The organism is Marinobacter sediminicola (assembly GCF_031157525.1).
GTDB lineage: Bacteria > Pseudomonadota > Gammaproteobacteria > Pseudomonadales > Oleiphilaceae > Marinobacter > Marinobacter sediminicola.
The window spans coordinates 112,849-136,787 of sequence record NZ_JAVIXR010000009.1; the positions used below are offsets into that span (position 1 = coordinate 112,849).

At 52.2% G+C, this 23,939-nt stretch carries 20 protein-coding genes; 14 read left to right on the forward strand and 6 right to left on the reverse strand.

Annotated elements, in window-relative coordinates; genetic code table 11:
* Nucleotides 1-122: 122 nt before the first annotated feature.
* The 13 genes from RG807_RS13225 (at nt 123) to RG807_RS13285 (ending at nt 16,689) form a co-directional block, all read left to right on the forward strand.
* On the forward strand, nt 123-1,511 hold the full coding sequence (locus RG807_RS13225; protein ID WP_309045301.1) for a DUF1329 domain-containing protein: 1,389 nt from the start codon (nt 123-125) through the stop codon (nt 1,509-1,511).
* Nucleotides 1,512-1,671: 160 nt separating this feature from the next.
* Nucleotides 1,672-2,820 carry a WD40/YVTN/BNR-like repeat-containing protein gene (locus tag RG807_RS13230; protein ID WP_309045302.1) on the forward strand — a complete coding sequence of 383 codons (1,149 nt, stop codon included), beginning with the start codon at nt 1,672-1,674 and terminating at the stop codon, nt 2,818-2,820.
* A gap of 46 nt (nt 2,821-2,866) precedes the next feature.
* Nucleotides 2,867-5,251: an efflux RND transporter permease subunit gene (locus RG807_RS13235; RefSeq protein WP_309045303.1), complete on the forward strand. Its 2,385-nt coding sequence runs from the start codon at nt 2,867-2,869 to the stop codon at nt 5,249-5,251.
* 183 nt (nt 5,252-5,434) lie between these two features.
* Nucleotides 5,435-6,418: a TAXI family TRAP transporter solute-binding subunit gene (locus RG807_RS13240; protein WP_309045304.1), complete on the forward strand. Its 984-nt coding sequence runs from the start codon at nt 5,435-5,437 to the stop codon at nt 6,416-6,418.
* Between the two features lie 87 nt (nt 6,419-6,505).
* Nucleotides 6,506-9,115, forward strand: a complete 2,610-nt coding sequence (locus RG807_RS13245) for a TRAP transporter permease (RefSeq protein ID WP_309045305.1) — start codon at nt 6,506-6,508, stop codon at nt 9,113-9,115.
* Nucleotides 9,116-9,292: 177 nt separating this feature from the next.
* Nucleotides 9,293-11,218: a threonine--tRNA ligase gene (gene thrS / locus RG807_RS13250; protein ID WP_309045306.1), complete on the forward strand. Its 1,926-nt coding sequence runs from the start codon at nt 9,293-9,295 to the stop codon at nt 11,216-11,218.
* Between the two features lie 2 nt (nt 11,219-11,220).
* The gene (gene infC, locus RG807_RS13255) at nt 11,221-11,760 is read left to right on the forward strand and encodes a translation initiation factor IF-3 (protein WP_200204081.1); all 540 of its coding nucleotides are present in this window, start codon (nt 11,221-11,223) and stop codon (nt 11,758-11,760) included.
* A 96-nt stretch (nt 11,761-11,856) separates the two neighbouring features.
* Nucleotides 11,857-12,048, forward strand: a complete 192-nt coding sequence (gene rpmI, locus RG807_RS13260; RefSeq protein ID WP_100639828.1) for a 50S ribosomal protein L35 — start codon at nt 11,857-11,859, stop codon at nt 12,046-12,048.
* A gap of 44 nt (nt 12,049-12,092) precedes the next feature.
* Nucleotides 12,093-12,446, forward strand: a complete 354-nt coding sequence (rplT, locus tag RG807_RS13265; RefSeq protein WP_200203762.1) for a 50S ribosomal protein L20 — start codon at nt 12,093-12,095, stop codon at nt 12,444-12,446.
* Nucleotides 12,447-12,605: 159 nt separating this feature from the next.
* Nucleotides 12,606-13,604 (forward strand): phenylalanine--tRNA ligase subunit alpha, encoded by a 999-nt coding sequence (pheS, locus tag RG807_RS13270; RefSeq protein WP_309045307.1) that lies wholly within the window; start codon nt 12,606-12,608, stop codon nt 13,602-13,604.
* Nucleotides 13,605-13,664: 60 nt separating this feature from the next.
* A complete protein-coding gene (gene pheT / locus RG807_RS13275) occupies nt 13,665-16,037 on the forward strand; it encodes a phenylalanine--tRNA ligase subunit beta (protein ID WP_309045308.1) in 2,373 nt (790 codons plus the stop codon).
* 3 nt (nt 16,038-16,040) lie between these two features.
* The gene (gene ihfA, locus RG807_RS13280) at nt 16,041-16,343 is read left to right on the forward strand and encodes an integration host factor subunit alpha (RefSeq protein WP_071264800.1); all 303 of its coding nucleotides are present in this window, start codon (nt 16,041-16,043) and stop codon (nt 16,341-16,343) included.
* Entirely contained in the window at nt 16,324-16,689 is a 366-nt protein-coding gene (locus tag RG807_RS13285; protein WP_200203768.1) for a MerR family transcriptional regulator, read from the forward strand. Before ihfA ends, RG807_RS13285 begins: the two co-directional genes overlap by 20 nt.
* An 83-nt stretch (nt 16,690-16,772) precedes the next feature.
* On the opposite strand, the gene RG807_RS13290 is transcribed toward RG807_RS13285, so the two are convergent.
* The gene (locus tag RG807_RS13290) at nt 16,773-16,961 is read right to left on the reverse strand and encodes a YgaP family membrane protein (protein ID WP_309045309.1); all 189 of its coding nucleotides are present in this window, start codon (nt 16,959-16,961) and stop codon (nt 16,773-16,775) included.
* Nucleotides 16,962-17,078: 117 nt separating this feature from the next.
* Between RG807_RS13290 and RG807_RS13295 the strand changes: the two genes are divergently transcribed.
* Nucleotides 17,079-17,684 carry a Crp/Fnr family transcriptional regulator gene (locus RG807_RS13295; protein WP_309045310.1) on the forward strand — a complete coding sequence of 202 codons (606 nt, stop codon included), beginning with the start codon at nt 17,079-17,081 and terminating at the stop codon, nt 17,682-17,684.
* A 45-nt stretch (nt 17,685-17,729) separates the two neighbouring features.
* Here RG807_RS13295 and RG807_RS13300 read toward each other — a convergent pair whose 3' ends face one another.
* The 5 genes from RG807_RS13300 to RG807_RS13320 form a co-directional block, all read right to left on the reverse strand.
* Nucleotides 17,730-18,866, reverse strand: a complete 1,137-nt coding sequence (locus RG807_RS13300) for a sulfate/molybdate ABC transporter ATP-binding protein (RefSeq protein WP_309045311.1) — start codon at nt 18,864-18,866, stop codon at nt 17,730-17,732.
* Nucleotides 18,863-19,735 (reverse strand): sulfate ABC transporter permease subunit CysW, encoded by an 873-nt coding sequence (cysW, locus tag RG807_RS13305; RefSeq protein WP_309045312.1) that lies wholly within the window; start codon nt 19,733-19,735, stop codon nt 18,863-18,865. Before cysW ends, RG807_RS13300 begins: the two co-directional genes overlap by 4 nt.
* Nucleotides 19,736-19,739: 4 nt before the next feature.
* Nucleotides 19,740-20,570 (reverse strand): sulfate/thiosulfate ABC transporter permease CysT, encoded by an 831-nt coding sequence (gene cysT / locus RG807_RS13310; protein ID WP_410804583.1) that lies wholly within the window; start codon nt 20,568-20,570, stop codon nt 19,740-19,742.
* A gap of 54 nt (nt 20,571-20,624) precedes the next feature.
* Nucleotides 20,625-21,638: a thiosulfate ABC transporter substrate-binding protein CysP gene (gene cysP, locus RG807_RS13315; RefSeq protein ID WP_309045314.1), complete on the reverse strand. Its 1,014-nt coding sequence runs from the start codon at nt 21,636-21,638 to the stop codon at nt 20,625-20,627.
* A 124-nt stretch (nt 21,639-21,762) separates the two neighbouring features.
* Complete coding sequence (locus RG807_RS13320) at nt 21,763-23,922, reverse strand: sensor histidine kinase (protein WP_309045315.1); 2,160 nt, start codon at nt 23,920-23,922, stop codon at nt 21,763-21,765.
* Nucleotides 23,923-23,939: the final 17 nt, after the last annotated feature.

Consider the following 23,939-nt stretch of genomic DNA (forward strand, 5'->3'; position numbering starts at 1 on the left):
ATCGCACTTTCGATCGATAGACAACCTTGATGAATCGGCTAGTCTGATGGAAAGCCTGTCTTTCCATCAGGTAATAATAAAAAAGCCTTTATACGGGCTTCCAGTTGAATTCAGGGCAAACTATGAATCATAAAAAGAGTGCGATACTCGGGGGCTTGCTCGCCCTCTCATTAGCATCATCACCCTCTTGGGCTGCAGTTTCTTCCAGTGAAGCTTCCCGCCTTGGCAAAGATCTTACGCCGTTTGGCTCTATCAAGGCCGGCAACGAATCCGGCACTATCCCGGCTTGGACCGGAGGTATTACAAAGCCGCCAGCAGGATACAAAGGCTCGGGTCAGCACCATATTGATCCATTCCCGAACGATGAAGTATTGTTCACCATTAATGCGTCAAACAAAGACCAGTATGCGGAGCACCTGACAGACGGTGCTCTGGCATTATTTGAAACCTATCCGACCAGCTTTCGCATCCCCGTCTATAAATCCCGTCGCACTCACGCCGTGCCTGACTGGGTTGCGGAAAATACACGTGAGAATGCAGTTGAAGCAGAAGTTGTTGGCAAGGGTGAAGGCCTTAAAGGCGCTTATGGTGGCTACCCTTTCCCGATACTGAGTGGCAATGACGAGCAAAAAGCCTGGCAGGTTGTCTGGAATCACCTGACCCGTTGGCGCGGAATTTCAGGCACACGTCGCTCCAGTGAAGTTGCGGTCCAAACGAACGGCGACTATTCGCTTGTTACTACTCAGCAGGAAGCATTTTTCAACTTTTATAACCCTGAGGGAGACGAGAGTGAGCTCGACAACATCATTTTCTACTACCTTTCGTTCACTCAGTCTCCTCCGCGCTTGGCGGGTAGCGCCATTCTTATCCATGAAACCCTTAACCAGATTATAAGCCCACGAAATGGGTGGGGTTACAACGCTGGGCAGCGCCGTGTAAGAAGAGCCCCGAACCTGGGTTACGACTCACCTATTGCAACGGCCGACAACCTCCGCACAGCGGATGACACGGATATTTTTAACGGCGCATTGGATCGTTACGACTGGTCTTATGAAGGTTTGAAGGAAATATATATTCCTTATAACAACTACCGCATCGGTGAAAAGGGGCTCCGTTATTCTGAAATACTCGGTATGTCCCACGTAAATCCGGATGTGACACGCTGGGAGTTGCACCGCGTGCACGTGGTTGAAGCGAACCTGAAAAAAGGGGCTCGTCATATTTACGGCAAGCGCCGCTTCTACGTTGACGAAGACAGCTGGAACACGGTCCTGTTGGATCAGTACGACGGTCGTGGCGAATTGTGGCGCGTAACCATGGGTCTTGCGAAAAATTATTATGAACTTCCAGGTGTGTGGACCGTTCTGGACGTCTATCATGATTTACAGGCCCGTCGTTATCACGTGATTGGCCTTGACACCGAAGAGCCAAATACCCGAGTTCTTACTAACGATATTCCGAACAAGCGTTACTATTCTCCGGCCTCTCTGCGCCGACGGAGTGTTCGCTAAGGCATATATTCTTTGTGAGTGGCGAGATTATAGCCCTTGCCTCGCTGCTCAAGGTCGCGTGATGATATGCCGGTAGCCTCAGGTGCCGGCATATTTGCCGTTAATTGCCGGAGCTACCGGCCAGAGACATAAAGTTAAAACAACACAATAGGCAATTTGAATGGCTAAAAGGTTGATGTGCAAAACGCTGGGGGCAGCCTGCCTCGGGCTTTCCATGGTTTGGTCCTCGCCGGCCGCATTTGCGGTTGCGGATCTCATTGAAACTCCGGCCCGTCAAACGGACCTGGCACCCACGAAGCTCCTCAATGACGCTGTGCGTGCGGGCGATCGCATCGTTGCAGTGGGGGAGCGGGGACACATCATATACTCGGATGATGACGGGCAAACCTGGGTGCAGGGCAGTGTGCCTGTGTCTGTTACCTTGACCGCCGTAGATTTCGGTACTGAAACACATGGCTGGGCAGTTGGTCATAGCGGTGTGGTGCTGCATACCGAAGATGCCGGAGAGAACTGGAGCCTTCAGCTAACCGGAACCGATGCTTCCAAGCTGGCTATTGAGAGCAAGGAAGATCAAGTTGCCGCCATGGAAGAGCGCATCGAAGAGGCGCCTGAATCCGAAAAGGCAGACCTCGAGTGGGCAATGGATGATTTGGTGTTTGTCATAGAAAACATGCAGTCCGACCTGGATATCGGCCCGGTAAACCCGTTGCTTGGTGTCTGGTTTGAAGATGAGCAGCACGGTTTTGTCGTAGGCGCCTATGGCATGATCCTGCGCACGGAAGATGGCGGTCGTACGTGGAGTGACTGGGCATCGCAGATTCAGAACGCCCAGAACTTCCACCTCAACAGCATTGCTCGTATTACTGACGGAGCGCTTGTTATTGTAGGAGAGGCCGGGCAAATTCACGTTTCTGTGGATGGTGGAGACACCTGGGAGCGGCGCGAAAGTCCTTATGAGGGCTCTCTGTTCGGAGTGATAGGAACAGGGCAGGTTAATGAACTCCTGGCCTTTGGCCTGCGTGGCAACATGCTTTTTTCAGCCGATTTGGGAAAGACTTGGAGGATGGTACCTAACAGCGCAGGCGCTACGCTTAACGATGGTTCAGTGGCTGATGACGGCCGGATAACCCTGGTTGGAAATGGTGGCGCAGTGCTGATGAGCACCAATGGCGCAGAGTCATTTCGTGAACACTTCCGGAATGATCGGGCAGGCGTTATGAGCGTTGTTCCGGTATCTGGAACCAATCTTCTTGTCGTGGGTGAAAGCGGCGTGAAAATTACCGACGCGCGCGGAAAGAACCTTCAATAACGCCCTGATGTGGCAACAACCGAAAAAATAATAGAGGGGCTTTTGAATGTCCAACCCGAACCATGACAGGGGTGAACACTACCTGACAACGCCTAAGGCGGAACCGTTTCTGGAGCGCCTGATTTTCAACAATCGGGCCGTGATCCTTATCGGTTTCCTGCTGTTGACGGTGTTTTTGGGATATAACGCTGTAAAAATCCAGCCGGATGCGAGTTTCGAGCGAATGATCCCGCTTGAGCACCCGTATATCATCAATATGCTGGATCACCGGAATGACCTGGAAAACCTGGGCAACTTTGTACGCATTGCTGTGGAAACCAAAACCGGTGATATCTTTTCTGCAGAGTACATGGAGACTCTGAAGCAGATCACCGATGAGGTTTTTTATCTTAACGGTGTGGACCGCTCAGGCCTGAAAACTCTGTGGACATCAAACGTTCGCTGGGTAGAGGTAACGGAGCAAGGTTTCCAGGGCGGCAACGTTATTCCGGATGACTACGATGGTTCGCCGGCAAGTCTGGAGAATTTGCGCCAGAACATACTTCGTTCCAACGAAGTAGGGCGGTTGGTGTCAGATAACTTCCGGTCCACGATTGTTTATGCACCTCTGTATGAAAAGAATCCTGAAACGGGAGAGCCACTGGATTACGCAGCGTTTTCTCGGGACCTGGAAGAGAAAATACGGATCAAGTACGAAGCGCAAAATCCGAACATAGACATTCACATCGTCGGCTTTGCCAAGAAAGTGGGCGACCTGATTGAGGGTATTGGGTCGATTGCCTGGTTCGCTGGCATAACTATTCTGCTGACAACCCTGTTGCTGTTCTGGTACTCCCGCTGCATCACCGGCACGCTGGTGCCTGTGTTCACTTCGATTGTTGCGGTGTTCCTGCAGCTTGGTGCCCTCAGGCTTTTGGGATACGGGCTGGACCCATACTCGGTGCTTGTGCCGTTCCTTGTCTTTGCCATTGGCATTAGTCACGGCGTGCAAATCGTCAATGCCATGGCGGTGGAGGCAGCTAAGGGCTTTGACGCTGTAACCGCCGCTCGCCTGGCATTCCGGGCGCTGTATATTCCTGGCATGTTGGCGCTGGTTTCTGATGCGTTCGGCTTCCTCACGCTATTCTTCATCGAGATTGATGTGATCCGTGATCTGGCCATAGCGGCTGGACTGGGTGTGGCGTTTGTTATCATCACCAACCTGGTACTCCACGTTCTGATCATGTCTTACCTTGGTATTTCCAAAGGTGGCGTGCGCCACGTGCAGAACCACGGCGAAAAACAGGACCGCAAGTGGCGTATGATGTCCTACTTTGCGCACCCTGGCGTTGCACCAATTTCATTGCTTATTGCTGTGGTTGGCTTGGGTCTTGGCCTCTACTATAAGCAGGATCTAAAAGTAGGGGATCTGGACCAGGGTGCGCCTGAGCTTCGTGCCGACTCGCGTTACAACCTGGATAACGCCTATATCATCGACAACTACTCTACGAGTGCCGATGTCTTGGTTGTGATGGTGAAAACTCCAGAAGAGCAGTGCACTCAATACAATGTTCTTCGGGCCATGGACTCACTGCAGTGGGAGCTTCAAAACACTCCGGGCGTTCAGTCCTCAGCTTCGCTTGCCGATGTGTCGAAGATCGTCACCAAGGCTTTGAATGAAGGCAACTGGAAATGGTATGAGATTTCCCGTAACCAGACCATCATCAACGCGTCCATCCGTGAGGCGCCATCCGGTCTTATCAACACCACCTGCAGCCTGACGCCCGTGCTGGTATTCCTTGAAGATCACAAAGCCGAAACTCTGGAAACCGTGGTTGAGCGGGTTGAAGAGTTTGCGAACAATAACAGCAACGATGAGCACACGTTCTTGCTTGCCGCCGGCAATGCCGGTGTTGAAGCGGCGACCAACGAGGTTATTGCCAACGCCAAGGATATGATGCTTATCCTGGTATACAGTGTGGTGAGCTTGTTGTGTTTTGCGACCTTCCGCTCTGTGCGAGCTGTGTTGTGTATTGTTGTCCCGCTTGGGCTGACATCGATTCTGTGTGAAGCGATCATGGCTGTGTCGGGAATTGGTATCAAAGTGGCAACCCTTCCTGTTATTGCACTTGGTGTGGGTATCGGTGTCGACTACGGCATCTATATTTACAGCAAACTCGAGAAGTATTTGTTGGACGGCAAGCCACTTCAGGAAGCCTACTTCGAAACTCTGCGCTCAACCGGCAAGGCCGTTATGTTTACCGGCGTCACGCTGGGGCTTGGCGTAGTGACCTGGATCTTCTCGCCGATCAAGTTTCAGGCGGATATGGGCTTCTTGCTGTTCTTCATGTTCTTGTGGAATATGATCGGCGCGATCTGGCTGCTCCCTGCGCTTGCGCGATTCCTGCTGCGGCCAGATCAGATGATCGCCAAGGCTCGTGCTGCCAAATAGGACTGGCTACGACAAAAAAGCCCGCTGAATGCGGGCTTTTTTGTTGCCTACTCAACTGGTTAGCGAGCTACCTCAAGCTTTATTTATGACGCAAAGTGGTCTATGTTCTATGGTGAGCGTGACACTTGCCCCCGTGCTCAGGCGGGCAGTTGATTACAACGATGATAATAAGGAATGATTCATATGACACTGAAACTTAAAGCCTCTGCATTGGCTATTGCTGCGGCTGTTACCTTGGGTGCTGCATCCACAGCGGTTTCCGCACAGGAGCAACGCTTTGTTACTATCGGAACCGGTGGCGTTACCGGTGTTTATTATCCGGCGGGTGGTGCTATTTGCCGCCTGGTCAATATGGATCGTAAAGAGCATGGCATTCGCTGCTCCGTTGAGAGCACCGGCGGTTCTGTATACAACCTGAATGCAATCCGCCAGGGTGAATTGGACCTTGCAGTCGCCCAGTCTGACTGGCAGTACCACGCCTTTAACGGAACCAGCCAGTTCAAAGACGACGGTCCAAACAAGAAGCTTCGTGCTGTTTTCTCACTGCACCCGGAACCGTTCACCGTAGTCGCGAGCAAAGGCTCGGGCATCAAGAACTTTGAAGATCTTGCCGGAAAGCGGGTTTCTGTGGGTAACCCGGGCTCAGGCCAGCGCGCCACAGCCGAAGTGCTGATGAATGAAATGGGTTGGACTATGGACAAGTTCTCCCTCGCAGCTGAGCTAAAAGCGGCTGAGCAGTCCCAGGCCCTGTGCGATGGCAATATCGATGCATTCTTCTACACCGTGGGCCACCCATCTGGTGCTATCAAAGAAGCAACTACGTCTTGCGACAGTGTACTGGTGAATGTGTACAACGACTCTGCTAAAAAGCTGATCGATGACAACCCGTATTACCGGAAAGCCGTTATCCCGGGAGGCATGTACCGTGGCTCTGATAACGACGTAACCACCTTTGGTGTTGCCGCAACTTTCGTATCGTCAACGGATGTGCCCGACGACGTGGTATATGAAGTGGTTAAAGCAGTATTCGAGAACTTTGACAGCTTCAAGCGTTTGCACCCTGCATTCGCGAACCTGAACAAGAGTGAAATGGTAGCTGATGCCTTGAGTGCGCCGTTGCACCCCGGTGCGGCTAAGTACTACAAGGAAGCTGGCCTGATCGATTAATTCGATCCCAAGCACTTGAGTTGGCTGCGGGCAATCCCTGCCCGCAGCTTTAATTTCACTATCGTTTCCCTCTGACAGGATTCTGCTATGACCAATAGCGACCCGAGAGCCGGGGATGGCATCGATAAGCAGAAGGTAGAGGAGTTTCTTCAAACCGAATCCGGTGGAAGGGCTGCAACCGGATCTGCTGCGATCATTCTTTTTGGTGTTCCTTTGCTCTGGTCTCTTTTCCAGCTTTGGATAGCATCACCACTACCCTATATTTTCGAATTTGGCGTGCTCAACTCTACAGAATCGCGTTCGATTCATTTGGCATTCGCCTCTTTCCTGGCGTTTGCAGCATTTCCCATGATTCGGGGCAAGCACACCAATAAAGTGCCTGTGTATGACTGGATATTGGCCCTCGCTGCGGCGGGTACAGCTTCATATCTCTATGTTTTTTATGACCAGCTGGCGAGTCGTCCGGGGTCACCTAATACCCAGGATCTTGTGGTCGCACTGGCCGGCTTGGTTCTATTGCTGGAGGCCACCCGCCGTGCGCTGGGCCTTCCCCTTACGATTGTTGCGGGTGTTTTCATTATCTATTCACTTGCCGGCCCCTATATGCCGGATGTGATCTCCCACAAAGGGGCGAGCCTGAACAAGCTCGCATCGCACCAGTGGTTGGGCACCGAAGGTGTATTCGGTGTCGCTTTGGGCGTATCAACCAGCTTTGTATTCCTGTTTGTTCTGTTTGGGGCGCTGCTTGAGCGTGCAGGAGCAGGAAATTACTTTATCAAGGTGGCTTACGCTATGCTTGGTCACATGCGTGGAGGGCCAGCCAAGGCAGCAGTGGTCGCCAGTGGTTTGAGTGGTGTTATCTCCGGCTCCTCTATTGCCAACGTGGTCACCACGGGAACCTTCACCATCCCGCTAATGAAAAAGGTGGGCTTCCCCGCTACCAAGGCGGGCGCCGTAGAAGTGGCGGCCTCAACCAATGGGCAGCTGACGCCGCCCATTATGGGCGCAGCTGCGTTCCTGATGGTTGAGTACGTCGGTATTTCCTACCTTGAGGTGATCAAACACGCCATTCTGCCGGCGATGATTTCCTACGTAGCGCTTATCTATATCGTGCACCTTGAAGCCTGCAAGATGAACATGAAGGGTGTTGAGCGTCTGAATAAGCCAACCCTGGCCCAGCGCATGCTTGTTTGGGTAATGATCCTGCTGGGGCTCAGCGTGCTGACCCTGGCGGTGTATTACGGTGTGGGCTGGATGAAAGATGTATTCGGCAGCGCAGCCATGTGGGTGCTTACCCCGCTGCTGATCGCGATCTATATAGCGCTTGTAGGTTATGGTTCGCGTTTTCCGGATTTGGAAGAGGATGATCCGGACTCGCTTATGGATAAGTTGCCTCCCGTTGGGGCAACCGTAAAAACCGGTCTTTATTTCCTGCTACCGGTAGTGGTTTTAGTTTGGTGTCTGACGGTAGAGCGTTTTTCGCCGCAATTGTCGGCGTTTTGGGCCACAGTGTTCATGGTGTTTATCATCATGACTCAGCGACCGCTAAAAGCGTTCTTCAAAAACAGCGGTGATTATCTGGGCGGCCTGAAGCAGGGTGGGGTAGATCTGGCTCATTCGCTGGTTACTGGTGCCCGCAACATGGTGGGCATTGGTGTGGCCACTGCCACCGCGGGCATTGTTGTAGGCACTGTTACGCTGACCGGCATTGGCTTGGTTATGACTCAGTTCGTTGAGTTCATCTCCGGTGGCAACTTGCTGCTGATGCTAAGTTTTACGGCTGTTATCAGTCTGATACTTGGTATGGGGTTGCCTACCACGGCCAACTATATTGTTGTGTCTACCTTGATGGCGCCTGTCATTGTCACCTTGGGTGCAGAAAACGGACTGCTGGTGCCTTTGATTGCAGTGCACCTGTTCGTGTTCTACTTCGGTATATTGGCGGATGATACGCCCCCTGTTGGGCTCGCGGCATACGCTGCAGCCGCTATTTCGGGGGCGGATCCGATACGAACGGGTATACAAGGCTTCACCTACGACATACGAACCGCAATTTTGCCGTTCATGTTCATCTTCAACACCCAGCTGTTGCTGATCGGGCTAACTGGTTGGTTCGATTTGTTGGTGACAGTGTTTAGTGCCGTGACAGCTATGCTGGTGTTTTCAGCGGCCACCCAAGGTTTCTGGTTCACGAAAACCCGCTGGTGGGAAACCATTGGTCTTCTGCTGATTACCTTCACTCTGTTCCGTCCGGGCTTCTGGTGGGATGAGATATACCCGCCCACCAACGACCGGCCCGGTTCAGAGTTGATGCAGCACGTTGATGAGGTTGCGCCTGGGCAGCCTATTGTATTGCAGGCAGCGGGCATGTCGCTTTCAGGTGATGACGTATCCAAGTATCTGCAATTGCCACTGCCCGCGGCCGAAACACCGGAGAAGCGGTTGGCGGCAGCTGGGCTGGAGGTATCAGCAGCGGGTGACGTAATGAACGTCGAGTTCGTCAACTTTGGCAGCGATGCAGAGAAAGCCGGGCTGAGCTTTGGCTGGACCATAGATGTGGTGCAGGTGCCTAACCCGCGCCCACCCAAAGAGTTGATGTTTATTCCGGCGCTTCTCTTACTTGGCTTTCTGGCGTTTTTGCAGCTTAGACGCAGGGCCGGTGAGGGGGAGCGGCCTCCTTTTGTGCCGTCCCAGTAAGCCGGCAGTTCTGCGGTAAATCCGACCGGCTCAGCGCCAAGTAAACCCCGACATTAACCTGTCGGGGTTTTTTCTGTTAAACTGCGCCCCGAAACGGCTCGCGGTTTGTATCGCGGAACGCCGTCACCATGTGATCTCTGGTATAGATCACCGCTGAGTACTTAACAGGAGCTTTTCATGCCCGTCATAACCCTGCCGGATGGCAGTCACCGTAGTTTCGCAGAACCCGTTACCGTACACGATGTTGCCGCTGACATTGGTGCTGGCCTGGCCAAAGCCGCACTTGCCGGCAAAGTAGACGGCCAGCTTGTGGATACCAGCTATCGGATCGAACAGGATGCCGAGCTCGCCATTATCACTGAGCGTGATGAAGAGGGTGTTGATGTAATCCGTCACTCTACCGCTCACTTGCTTGCTATGGCGGTTAAAGAGCTGTTTCCTTCGGCTCAGGTGACTATCGGGCCGGTTATAGACAACGGCTTCTACTACGACTTCAAATTCGATCGGCCTTTTACCAATGAGGATCTGGCCAGAATCGAGAAGCGCATGGAAGAGCTTGCGAAACAGGATATGCCGGTATCCCGCTCTGTGCTTTCCCGCAGTGAAGCGGTAAAGCTGTTCGATGAGATGGGCGAGGAGTACAAAGTTCGGATTATTGAAGATATTCCGGGTGATGAAGATCTGTCCTTCTATCGCCAGGGCGATTTTATCGATCTGTGTCGCGGCCCTCACGTGCCCAGCACCGGCAAGCTTAAAGCGTTTAAATTGACTAAGGTTTCCGGTGCGTTCTGGCGTGGGGATACCAATAATGAGCAGTTGCAGCGGGTTTATGGCACTGCCTGGGGCAACAAAAAGGACCTCAAAGCCTACCTGCACCGCCTGGAAGAAGCAGAAAAACGTGACCACCGAAAACTCGGTAAGAAACTGGATCTTTTCCATATGCAGGAAGAGTCGCCAGGTATGGTGTTCTGGCACCCGGACGGCTGGACGGTGTATCAGGAAATAGAGCAATACATGCGCTCAATGCTGCACCGTCACGGCTATAAAGAGATCAAAACGCCGCAGGTGGTCTCCCGTAGCTTGTGGGAGAAGTCCGGGCATTGGGACAAGTTCCGTGATGATATGTTTACCACGGAATCTGAGAAGCACGATTTCGCCATCAAGCCAATGAACTGCCCTTGCCATATTCAGGTATTTAACCAGGGTTTGAAGAGCTATAAGGATCTTCCGCTGCGGCTCGCTGAGTTTGGCTCCTGCCACCGTAATGAAGCCTCCGGAGCACTGCACGGCTTGATGCGGGTGCGTGGCTTTACTCAGGACGATGCTCACATTTTCTGCGAGGAAGATGCGGTTCAGCCAGAAGTGTCCAAGTTTATTGAGCTTCTTCATGAAGTGTATGAAGACTTCGGGTTTGAGGAAATTCTGTACAAGCTTTCTACCCGCCCCGAAAAACGTGTGGGCTCGGATGAAGTTTGGGATAAAGCTGAGGCTGCTCTGGAAGAAGCACTTAATCGCGAAGGTGTGGACTGGGAGTTGTTGCCGGGCGAAGGCGCGTTCTATGGCCCGAAAATTGAGTTTTCTCTCAAGGACTGTATCGGACGGGTCTGGCAGTGTGGCACTATTCAGGTAGATTTCTCTATGCCTGGCCGCCTTGGTGCCCAGTACGTTGCAGATAACTCCGAGCGTAAAACCCCGGTTATGCTGCACCGAGCTGTACTTGGCTCTTTTGAGCGGTTTATTGGTATCCTGATCGAAGAGTATGGGGGCGCGTTCCCTACATGGCTTGCTCCAACTCAGGTCGCCATTCTAAATATTACCGATAATCAGCGTGATTATTGTCAGGATCTGGCGAAAAAGTTGGATTCTTTGGGCTTTAGGGTTAATGCTGACTTGAGAAACGAGAAGATCGGCTTTAAAATCCGCGAGCATACAATTAACAAAGTTCCCTTTCTTGCTGTTGTCGGCGATAAAGAAGTCGAAAACAACGCAGTTGCGGTGAGAACCCGCAAAGGTGAAGATTTGGGAACCCTATCGCTCGAAGCGTTCGAACAACTTCTGAAAGAAGATGTTGAGCGCAAGGGCAGAATCAAGACGGAGATTTAACTATTAAACAGCGAACGAATCGGGGTGGGCGTACTCCAAAGGCGCCGATCAATGAGAATATTGATGCAACTGAAGTCCGCCTGATAGATGCCGAGGGCACGCAGGTGGGTGTAGTTCCGATCGCAGAGGCCCTCAAGATGGCAGAGGAGGCGACCCTGGATCTGGTACAGGTTACAGATTCCGATCCGATCGTCTGTAAAATAATGGACTATGGCAAAAAGGTCTTCGACGAGAAAAAGGCGAAGGCTGCTGCCAAGAAGAAGCAAAAACAGACGCAAGTCAAAGAGCTTAAGTTCCGACCAGGAACTGAAGAAGGGGATTATCAGGTAAAACTACGCAACCTGGTACGTTTCCTTGAAGGCGGGGACCGCGGCAAGATCACTATCCGGTTCCGTGGCCGTGAGATGGCACACCAGGAAATTGGTATGAAACTCATGGAGCGCATCGAGGCAGATATCGAAGCGCTGGCACAGGTAGAAATGCGGCCCAAAATGGAAGGCCGGCAGATGACCATGATTGTGGCTCCCCGCAAAAAGAAGTGAATCTGATTCAGTGATGAATCCCCTGCCTGACGGTAGGGGTTTTGTCGTTCAGGTTCATATTGATGTATTAAAAAACAGAATGCGGAGTTTTAAAAAATGCCTAAAATGAAAACGAAAAGTGGAGCGGCTAAGCGGTTCAAGAAAACTGCTACCGGCTTCAAGCACAAGTCAGCCTTCACCAGTCACATCCTGACCAAGAAGAGCCCTAAGCGTAAGCGTCAGCTGCGTGGTACTTCATTGGTTGCCAAATCTGATGTGGCATCCGTAAAGCGTATGCTCCGTAAGTAACGCAGCAAACACTCTCAACGGTTTTAAGGTAGAAGGATTAAGGTATGGCTCGTGTTAAACGTGGCGTGGTTGCACGTCGTCGTCACAAGAAGATTTTAAAGCAGGCCAAGGGTTACTACGGCGCTCGTAGCCGTGTATTCCGCGTTGCCAAGCAAGCGGTTATCAAAGCCGGTCAGTATGCGTATCGCGACCGTCGTAACCGTAAGCGCGCTTTCCGCGCACTGTGGATTGCTCGTATCAACGCTGGTGCTCGGGCTAACGGCCTGTCTTACAGCCGCTTGATTGCTGGCCTGAAAAAGGCAAATGTTGAGATCGACCGTAAGGTTCTGGCCGACCTGGCCATGAACGAGCAGCAGGCGTTTGCTGCTGTTGTTGAAACGGCAAAAGCATCCCTTTGATCGCTTAGCTCTTTCATCGATTACGAATCGAGCCGGTGCCAAGTGCTGATTTATCTGCGCAACAGGCACCGTTTAATAGGGGAAGGGCACGCTCTTCCCCTATTTTTGTTTCAAGAGTTCGTTTTTTGAATTCCTCATTTCTGGTTTGGAGCAGGGTCAATGGAAAACCTGGAGCAACTGGTTCAGGACGGTTTAACGGCAGTCGAAAAAGCCGACAGCTTGCAGGCGCTTGATCAAATTCGTGTTGAATACCTTGGTAAAAAAGGCGCAATTACCCAGCAGGCCAAAACTTTGGGGAAACTGTCTGCCGAAGAGCGCCCCGCCGCCGGCCAGAAAATTAATGAGGCAAAAGGACAGGTTGAACAGGCGATTAACGCCAAGCGGAGCAACTTGGAGCGAGTTGCCATAGAGCAAAAGCTTGCTGGCGAATCCATTGATGTAAGCTTGCCCGGCCGAGGTCAGGATCTGGGTGGATTGCACCCGGTTACCCGCACACTGCAGCGTATAGAAGAGTTCTTCTCCCGGGCCGGTTATACCGTAGAACAAGGGCCGGAGATCGAAGACGACTACCACAATTTCGAAGCGCTCAATATTCCCGGCCATCACCCGGCCCGTGCTATGCACGACACCTTCTATTTCAATCCCGGCACCTTGTTGCGCACCCACACTTCTCCTGTGCAGATCCGTACCATGGAGGCTGGCAAACCGCCGTTTCGCATGATTTGCCCCGGGCGTGTGTACCGATGCGATTCAGACATGACCCATACCCCTATGTTTCATCAGGTTGAGGGGTTGCTGGTTGAGAAAAATGTCAGTTTTGCCGATCTGAAGAGCACAGTAGAAGAGTTTCTGCGGGTGTTTTTTGAGCGTGATCTTCAGGTTCGTTTCCGGCCATCTTATTTCCCGTTTACCGAACCCTCTGCTGAGGTGGATATCGAGTGGGGCCGGGAAGCCGATGGCAGCATCAAGTGGTTGGAAATTATGGGGTGCGGAATGGTTCACCCGAAAGTGTTTGGATACTGCGGTATTGATGCCGAGGAATATCGCGGCTTTGCATTTGGCATGGGCGTTGAGCGCCTGGCGATGCTCCGCTATGGCGTGAACGATCTGCGTATGTTCTTCGAGAACGATTTACGCTTTTTACGCCAATTCCGTTAATAACACGTTTTACGGCATCCAAATCAAACGTCGAAACCGCATCAGAACAAGGCATTTACCATGAAATTCAGTGAGCAGTGGCTGCGCGAGTGGGTTAACCCGGAAATCAACTCTCAGCAGTTGATGGATCAGATAACCATGGCAGGGTTGGAAGTTGATGGCTTCGAACCTGTTGCTGGCAAGTTTGATGGTGTCGTCGTTGGAGAGGTTCAATCCGTTGAGCCTCACCCGGACGCAGACAAGCTGCGAGTGTGCCAAGTGAACGACGGCACTCAGGTTGTTCAGGTGGTGTGCGGGGCCCCCAATGTGCGCCAGGGCTTGAAAGTACCTTTTGCAGTGGTTGGTGCTGTACTGCCCGGTGATTTCAAGATTCGCAAAGCCAAACTTCGCGGCCAGCCTTCTGAAGGTATGCTGTGCTCGGAATCTGAACTGGGATTGTCTGAAAGCCATGAAGGCTTGATGGAGCTGCCTTCTGATGCACCGGTCGGCGCATCCTTGAGTGATTATCTTAAGTTGAACGACGTGGCTATCGATGTGGATCTGACGCCTAACCGTAGCGATTGCCTCTCGATCAAGGGCATTGCTCGCGAAGTCGGCGTGCTGAACAGCCTGGTTCCAGAAGCGCCGCAGATTGAACCGGTTGAAGCTGTGCATTCAGAAGTTCCCGATATCCGGGTAGATGCACCGGAAGGTTGCCCGCGTTACTTGGGACGCATTCTCCGAAACGTGAACCTTCAAGCCGAAACGCCCTTGTGGATGCAAGAGAAGCTCCGCCGCTCCGGCGTTCGCTCGATCGATGCGGCTGTCGATGTGACCAACTTCGTAATGCTGGAGCAGGGTCAGCCAATGCACGCGTTCGATCGCGACGAGATCAGTAAGGGTATTGTTGTTCGTATGGCGCGTCCCGCCGAGAAGCTGGTGCTGCTGGACGGACAGGAAGTTGAGCTGACTGAACAAACGCTGGTGATTGCCGATCACGAAAAGCCAATTGCCATCGCAGGCGTTATGGGTGGTGAGCATTCGGGTGTGAGTGCAAAGACCCGTGATTTGGTGCTCGAGGCTGCCTACTTCGACCCGATTACACTTGCCGGCAAGGCTCGCCACTATGGCCTGCACACTGATGCCTCCCATCGATTTGAGCGCGGAGTTGATTACGAACTTGCCCGCGACACGATGGAGCGAGCAACGCAGCTCTTGATGGAAATCGTAGGCGGTGAGCCCGGGGAAATAGTCGAGGTGTCCAGCGCCAAGCACCTGCCAAAGGCGCACTCAATAGATCTGCGTTCCAAGCGTTTGGCAGATGTGCTGGGTCTGGAGATCGACCGCACAACGGTTGAGGAAATCCTAACTCGCCTTGGCTTGCGTGTTGAGAAACTTTTGAAAGATGGTTGGCGGATTCTAGTGCCAAGCTTTCGCCCTGATATATCTATTGAAGAAGACTTGATCGAAGAGGTCGGTCGTATCTATGGCTACAACAATCTTCCGGTCACCGAGCCTACAGGTTCACTTGGGTTGCGCGTAAATGACGAAGCAACTCGGCCAGTGTCGGCCATACAGAGTTACTTTGTTTCTCACGGATATCAGGAAGCGATTACCTACAGCTTTGTGGATCCAAAAGTGCAGGCGCAGGTGGATCCCGAGCATGAAGGTATCGCCTTGGCTAATCCTATATCGTCAGATCTCTCTGTTATGCGAACCACCCTCTGGAGTGGCTTGCTGAAAACCGTCGCCCATAACCAGAATCGTCAACAACCCCGTATACGCCTGTTTGAGACAGGGTTGCGTTTCCTGCAGGATGGCCAGCGCATTGACCAGCAGCCCATGCTGGCAGGCGTGGTTGTCGGCCCGCAATATCCTGAAAACTGGGTGAACGGTCGCAGAACTACTGATTTTTTTGATGTAAAAGGAGAGTTGGAAGGACTTTTCAGTTTGCTGGGCATTGAAATCGGGTTTGTTGGCAGTCGACACCCCGCTTTGCACCCGGGGCAGACGGCTGAACTCCTGAGGGATGGCGAGCATGTAGGCTGGTTGGGTACGCTGCACCCACAAGTTCAGAAAAATCTTGAACTTAATGGCACCATTCTAATGTTTGAGCTATCCTTGAATTCGATCATTACTGGATATGTGCCTAATTTCAAAGAAATTTCGAAATTCCCGGAAGTTCGACGAGATTTAGCGATCATTATTGGTGGTGATGTCTCGTTTGCTGACGTAGAGCGTGTAGCCCGCAAGCATGCCGGCGAGCGATTAACAGCGTTGCGTGCGTTTGATGTTTATGAAGGGGAAAGTCTGGGTGAGGGTAATCGTAGCCTGGCTCTCAGTTTATTCTGGCAACATCCTGAACGCACGTTGAATGAAGATGAAGTGCATTCGCTCTTTAACGGTGTTATCGACGCACTGAAGGAAGAGTTGGGGGCAACACTGAGGAGTTGAGACATGGCGGCTTTGACGAAAGCGGAAATGGCCGAGCGCTTGTACGAAGAATTGGGTCTGAACAAACGCGAAGCCAAGGAAATGGTGGAAGCTTTCTTCGATGAGATCAGAGGCGCACTCAGCCATAACGAACAGGTAAAGTTGTCGGGTTTCGGTAACTTTGATCTGCGAGACAAAAAGCAGCGACCGGGCCGAAACCCCAAGACCGGTGAAGAGATTCCGATAAGCGCACGGCGTGTTGTTACGTTCCGCCCGGGACAGAAACTGAAACAAAAAGTAGAAGCGTATGTTGGAACCCAGTCATAACAACGAACTCCCCACGATTCCCGGGAAGCGCTACTTTACGATCGGTGAAGTAGCCGAGCTGTGTGCGGTTAAGGCACACGTGCTGCGCTATTGGGAGCAAGAGTTTCCGCAGTTGTCGCCGGTCAAGCGCCGCGGTAATCGCCGCTACTATCAGCGTGCTGATGTAATAACCATCAGGCAGATACGCAGCTTGCTGTACGAACAGGGTTACACCATCGGTGGTGCGAAGCAGAAGCTTAGTAGCCATGAAGTGAAAGATGACACAACCCAGTACAAACAGCTTATCCGTCAAATGATTACGGAACTGGAAGACGTTCTGGACGTACTCAACGCCCCAGTAAAATAGAGTGTGTTCGTAAAAAAAGCCGAAGCGACGTCCATCACTTCGGCTTTTTTGTGCCTTGCATTCAGCCTTGCCAGGTCATGGACTTATCGCTTTTTGCAGGTTTTAATGCCCAACAGCGAATAAGCAGGGCAATTGCCTAGCAGAGCCGTTGCAAGCGGCACAATACCGATCCAGCCCCAAGGTGTTTGTGGTCCTACAAACACCAGCGCCAGAAGTACTATGCCAACAAGGGCGCGAATAATTCTGTCTGAAGAACCCATATTAGTGCTCATAATCCATTCTCCTGTGTTGGTGCGAGGCTACCGTTATTACTTTAGCCCTCTCGGTGAGTCCGTTCAGTGATAAAGTCACATTGACCCATTCATTGTTTATGGCCCATGGGAGAGTGCATGTTACAACACAGTATTCTGGATACGTTGCCTCGGGAGCTTCGAAAAGAAGCCCTTGAAAGCATTCAGGTTATGCGATTCCCGCCGGGTAAGATCCTGTTCCGGGCTGGGGAGCATTGCCAGGGTCTGCCCCTGATGCTCAGCGGTGCGATAAAGGTGCAGATGACGGGGGTGTCCGGTAACAGTATTGTGCTCTACCGCATGGGAGCCGATGACATTTGTACCTTGTCTATCGGTTGCCTGATGACAGGGTATGGCTATAGGGCAGAAGCTATCGTGGACGAAGAGGCCGAAGCAGCAATGGTTCCCCGGGGGCTATTTGATCGGCTGATGGACCAGTCTGCCGCCTTCCGCCTTGGAATAATGGAGTCTTACGGGCGCCGGTTGGATGACCTGATGCTGCTGGTAGAAGAAGTGGCATTCCGCCGAATGGACGAGCGTCTTGAAGAATGGCTGCAGGCACGCCGAAGCCCAATACACATCACTCATCAGGAGTTGGCCGTTGAGCTGGGTACCGCCCGAGAGGTAGTCAGCCGGCTTTTGAAGGAGCTTGAGCGCAAGGGGCGGGTGAGTTTGGCGCGAGGCAAGATTGACGTCTCAGGCTAAAACAACAAGCGCCCCGGAGGTTTAGCCCGGAGCTGCCCAGGGTGCTCAGTTGATCAGGCGAATTCTGGGTGACAAATCAGCCTCATCCCAGTTAACAGTTACCGGCTGAGTGTCTTTGCCGGTAAACAAGTGCCCAACCTCTGGCACCGCATATCGCAGATCGCCGCGAGTAGGGCGTTGTTGGTTGAACTCTGCGTGGCTGATGCCAACTTCCCATATGTTATCAGACCCTTCACTTTCCCAGCCTTCCGGGCGCAACTCAACGCGCACTTCGGAGCCAATCAGGCTAACAGCCTCGATACGCAATGGTAGATTGGCGTGTGCGACAGGCGCTGTGGCCAAGCGTACTTCATGGGGCCGCAGATAGAGCTGCACGTTGCCTTGGTGTTCGATGCCCGGGATGGTAACCCACGCGCTTCCCTGGGTTAAACGGCTGTGTTTAACTTCACCAGACAACACGTTTACCTGACCAAGAAAATCGAACACGAAGCGGCTATCCGGGCGGGCGTATAGTTCGGTGGGTTCGTTAACCTGCTCAACATTGCCCTGGCTCATTACTACCACCTGATCTGATAGCTCCAAAGCTTCTTCCTGATCATGGGTGACAAAGATGCTGGTGAAATGGAATTCATCGTGCAAGTTGCGCAGCCAGCGCCGCAGGTCTTTACGCACCTTGGCATCCAGTGCACCAAAAGGCTCGTCCAAAAGTAGAATTTTGGGGCGTGTTGCAATAGAGCGAGCAAGGGCTACACGCTGTTTTTGACCGCCAGAGAGTTGAGCGGGGAAGCGATTAGCCAGGTGCGGCAACTGAATCATTTCCAGCAGTTCGCCAACGCGCTTTTGGATCTCCGCCTTGGACGGACGCTGTTTACGGGGCAGAGAATCCAATCCGAAAGCAATGTTCTGCGCAACGGTCATGTGGCGGAATAGGGCGTAATGCTGGAACACAAAACCAATATTGCGGTCACGTACGTGCAGCTTAGTTACATCCTTTCCCGAGAAGCTGACTCTACCACTATCGGCAGACTCAAGGCCGGCAATAATGCGCAGCAGAGTTGTTTTCCCAGAGCCAGAAGGGCCTAGAAGTGCAGTCAGTTTGCCTTCAGGAATATCCAGAGAGACGTTGTTGAGCGCCTGGAATTTACCAAAACGCTTGTTGATGCCATCAACAGTGATAGTCATTGCGCTGTCTCCTCTGTTTGTAGACGATTCAGGGAGCGTGTCTGCCGCCATTCCACGAAACCTTTTACAGCCAGCGTAAATACAGCGATGCCGGCCAGTAGCGAGGCGCTCGCAAAAGCGCCAACAATATTGTAATCCTGGTACAACAGCTCGACGTGCAGGGGGAGCGTGTTGGTTTGTCCGCGGATATTGCCAGACACCACCGATACAGCGCCAAACTCGCCCACTGCCCGTGCGTTAGTGAGTACCACGCCGTAAATCAGTGCCCATTTGATGTTGGGGAGCGTGATTGTGCGGAATATTCTCCAGCCGGAAGCCCCCAGCACAACACCGGCTTCTTCTTCCTCGCTGCCTTGTTGTTGCATGAGCGGTATCAACTCGCGGGCAACGAAGGGGCAGGTGACAAACACAGTAACCATCACAATGCCGGGCCACGAAAACATCAGCTGCATGTCGTAATCCGCAAGCCAGCTGCCAACCCAGCCGTTACGACCGTAGAGCAGAAGGTACAACAAGCCCGCAACAACCGGAGATACAGCAAACGGAATATCAATCAGAGTGATCAGTAACTTGCGGCCGGGAAAACGAAAGCGTGTGACCAGCCAAGCCAGTGCAGTACCAAAAACCAGGTTGAGAGGCACGGTAAGCGCAGCCACAAACAGCGTCAGGCCAATGGCATGTAGCGTGTACTGATCCGTCAGGTTGTCTGCCAGGGTTCCCCAGCCAGCGCCCAGAGCCTCAACAAAAATCACAAGTAACGGCACGATCAACAAAGCCAGTGCCACAGCCACAGCAATGCCGATCAACAGCCATTTTATTACCGGGCTATCGCCAACACGGCGGTGCCGGGAAGATTGGGAGGCATTCATGGAATTAGCGTCCCTCTATGCGTTTGAGATAGCGAGCCTGCCAAAGGGTGATAGCAAACAGCATCACTAGAGATACCAGCAATATCACTGAAGCAATGGCGCTGGCCGCTGCATAATCGTATTCCTGCAAGCGGACAAAAATCATCAGGCTGGTGACTTCGCTCACGTAAGGCATGTTGCCTGCAATAAAGATAACGGCACCGAATTCACCGAGGCTGCGGGTAAAAGACAAGGCCACACCGGTCAGCAGTGCTGGCCATAGGGCAGGGAAGATTACCCGACGAAATACCAAGCCATCGCTGGCGCCCAGGCTAACCGCTGCCTCTTCGTCTTCAGGGGCGAGTTCTTCAAGAACCGGCTGTACTGTGCGCACCACAAACGGCAGGCTAGTGAACGCCATGGCTACAATGATACCTACAGGCGTAAAGGCAACTTCAATTCCCAGCTTACTTAGCCACTGTCCGTACCAGCCATTCTCTGCAAACAGTGTGGCGAGAACGATGCCGGCTACCGCAGTAGGCAGAGCAAACGGTAAATCAACGACCGCATCAATCAGTCGCTTTCCCGGGAATTCATAACGCACCAGAACCCAGGCAAGAAGCAACCCGAAGATGCCGTTGAACAGTGAGGCGGCCAGTGCTGAAAATGCAGTGACTTTGTAAGAGGCGACTACCCGAGGGTCAGTGATTACAAACCAGAACTGATCGAAGCTCATAGCAGAAACTTCCATCACCAGCCCAGTGAGTGGCAGCATCAGGATAAGGCTGATAAACAAAAGCGAAATACCGAGGCTCAAACCGAACCCCGGTAGTACCCGCTTGCTGCGGTTTCCGATCCGTGGCCAGCGCTGAGAGACTACAGCGCCGGCCTGGTTAGCCGTGGACATGAATTACCGCCGGCGTTGCAGTTGGTCGAGTTTGCCGCCACTGGCAAAGTGCTCGTTAGTGGCGTTTTCCCAGCTGCCAGCAATGGCGTCGATGGGCAGAAGTTTTACTTCAGGAAAGCGGTCCGACGTTTCCTGCTTTACCGTCTCGTTGTGAACCCGGTAGTTGAATCCAGCCAGCAGGCGCTGGGCGTCTTCACTGTACAGGTGCTCCAGATACGCTTTTGCAAGGTCCTCGGTTTTATTCTGCTTTACGTATTCGTCGATCCAGGTAACCGGAAACTCAGCCAAAAAGCTTACCTTTGGCGTTACAACTTCGTACTCACCATTCTCGTAACGGTCAGCCAGATTCAGTACTTCGGACTCAAATGTCAGAAGTACATCACCAATCTCACGCTCGATAAAAGTGGTGGTTGCACCGCGCCCGCCGCTGTCGAACACCTTCACATGAGAAAGGAAATCCTGCAGAAAGCTATCAATTTTCGTCTGATCGTCGCCAAAGCGGTCTTGGGCATAACCAAGGGCAGCCAGGTAGGTGTAACGGCCGTTGCCTGAGGTTTTGGGGTTGGGCATAACCAGGGCAACATCTTCTTTAATCAGATCGTCCCAGTTTTGAATGTTTTTCGGGTTGCCCTTACGCACCAGGAACGCCATGGTGGAATAGTAGGGCGAACTGTTATTCGGCAGACGCTCGGCCCAGTTCTCTGGAATCAGGCCGCCGCGGGCGTGCAGGATATCGATGTCGGTAACCTGATTGAAAGTTGCTACGTCTGCTTTCAAGCCCTGGATGATGGCCTGTGCCTGCTTAGAGGAACCGGCATGGGATTGGCTGACTTCAAGGGTTTCACCGGTTTTCGCTTCCCAGTATTTGCTGAAGTGCACGTTGTATGCAGCAAACAGTTCCCGGGCAATGTCATAGGAGGTGTTAAGCAGCTCACGGTCGGCAGACAACGCCGGTTGTGCAAAGAGTGAAGCGCTCAGCGCAAGACCGGTGAGCAGGCCCTTGAGTTTACTTGGCATGACAATCCCCTAAACCAAATGATGTGATGGCGTGTAATCTATCAAATCCAGAACAAATCTAGAAAGAATATAAAATCATCTGGTTAGATCGATTAAGAATATGCTAAGGGGTGCTTAAGAAATTTTACCGGGAATTAAGAGGAACGGCGGACAGCATGGTGGCGAACCCGTTTTCAATACTGAACTCAAAATGCCCACCAAGTTCAGTGGTGCGCACTGACATGTTGTTGAGACCTCTTCCCCGCATAAGCTTTGTTTCAGGGTTTATTCGTGTGGCACCATCATTAACAATCGTGAGTGCTAAGCTTTTATCGTCGATTTCAAACCGAATTTGGATGTGTTTCGAGTCTGCGTGCTCTACAGCGTTGTTAACCGCTTCTGATAGGATGTGGTTAATGTTGATTGCCTGGCGCATGGTTATATCCAGAGAGTCATCGTTCAGGGACTGTCGCCAGGATAGTGCTATGTTGGTGTCGATAAGCTTCTCTTCTACTTCCGCTTTCATATCCTGTAGGCATACCGTTAAATCCTGAAGCGGGTTGCCATCCAGTATTCGCATGGATTCCCGAAGTGCCTTCAGCGCTTTGTGTGCTGGCTGCTCAAATTCCTTTGAGGGGGCGCGTCGCAGAAGGGTTAGCAGGTGGCCGCCAACGTTGTCGTGCAGATCCCTCACAATGCGCTCGCGCTCCTGCTGAACGGCAATTCGTTCAGCTTCATGTGCCGCAAGAATGCGTTTTGCAATAACCAGCAGCCCTTCTGTGTGTTTCCTGTCTTTGAGCGAAAATAGCCGGCGCCCGTGGTTTGGAAGTGTGAGGTGAACAGCGCCCACCGTAAGGAGTAGGGGCACGACCATTACTGCGCCGTTGTCATGCAGGCTGACAGATTCAGTTTTCTGGCTGCTGATGTTGGTGTTTGCGGGCTTGTAAGCATCTATCAAAAGCCGCATCCAGGAATGATCTGTGCGCTGCGGTGGCATAGCTTGAACAATCCGCTCAACTTGTGAAGTGAGTAGATCGTCTGGGTCTGGGGCATCCGGGTGAAGCTTTTCCCAAGCTATTTGCCTTAAAGGGAAGTAAATCCAGCCAACTGCTATCACCGCAATTGCTAGAGCGGCGCTTGGGTGAATGTTGATGATGCTGATCAGAGCAAAATCAACAACAACAATGGCCAGCCCGGCAAGAAACCAAGCCCAGATGGCAAGCCACCAGCGGTCTACATCAAACAACCGATACCTGACTATACCGAAAGCGAAACCGATGTAGAGGAGACTGGCCGTTCCGACCATTGCCCACTGGGGAAAGGCCGCTTCTCCGAATAGAACAAGAGGCAGGAAGTAGATTGCCAATCCCAGCCCCATGATGATGAAAATGGAGACCAACATCCACTTCAACGCAGCTCTATCCAGTGGGACCTCAGCTGACATTCGCCATTGATAGACCGCAACAACTATCCCGGCCAGATACAGCAGCAAAACGGGCAGGTAATAGGTGTGAAGGGGCCATTCAATCCACTGGAAGGTTTCGTTTGCCTGGTAGAAAATAAAGAGCGGTATCAAATAAATTGCTGGAGAAGGCCGCGAGATCCGTCTGGGGTAGTAAGCCATCAAGGCAAGGAGACTGAACAGCATGATGGCAAGCCCTAGATGGTTTGCCCTTGTTAATACCAGAAACAGATCTTGAGGAAGGGCGATCTCTCTGGATAGATAGATGCTATTAAATAAGGTAGCGAAGAAAAAACCTGCGCCGGATGCGCACAGCAATCGTGCCGCAGTTTCGCGGGGGCGAATAGCCCAAACCGCCAAGCTGACATTCCAGGCAATCAAACCGAACAGGTTAAAGAGCCAAAACTCATAGCCCAGTGTTGCTATAGGACGCTCAGGCAAAACGGTTAGTTCAGTGGTATTGCCAGCCTCGGTCGTTACCCAAACCTTCTCGTGCTTTAATAGGGATGCAACCTTCTCTTCACGTTCCAGCAGGGCATTGTGCTCTGCATAGTTTGCGTGGCTTGGTGGTTCCACATGCAATAGGAAACCTTTGAGGCTGACGGCATCGGTGGAATTCTCAACGCTCATGGATGTGAGGTGGTCGCCGACTTGTAAATGTAGGTTACTGGCCGGGTTGTGAACACCCTCAATCAGCGGTAATTGTTGGCTCTCATCGTAACTTAAATCCAGGCCCAGCCAAGGTGTTTGGCAAGCTATATAAATAGCAAAGGCTACGAGTATCAGAGACGCTACCGCGCCAGACAGCATCAGAGGTATAGGGGCTTGGATACGGTCAAACATAAGAGTTAGCAACTTTG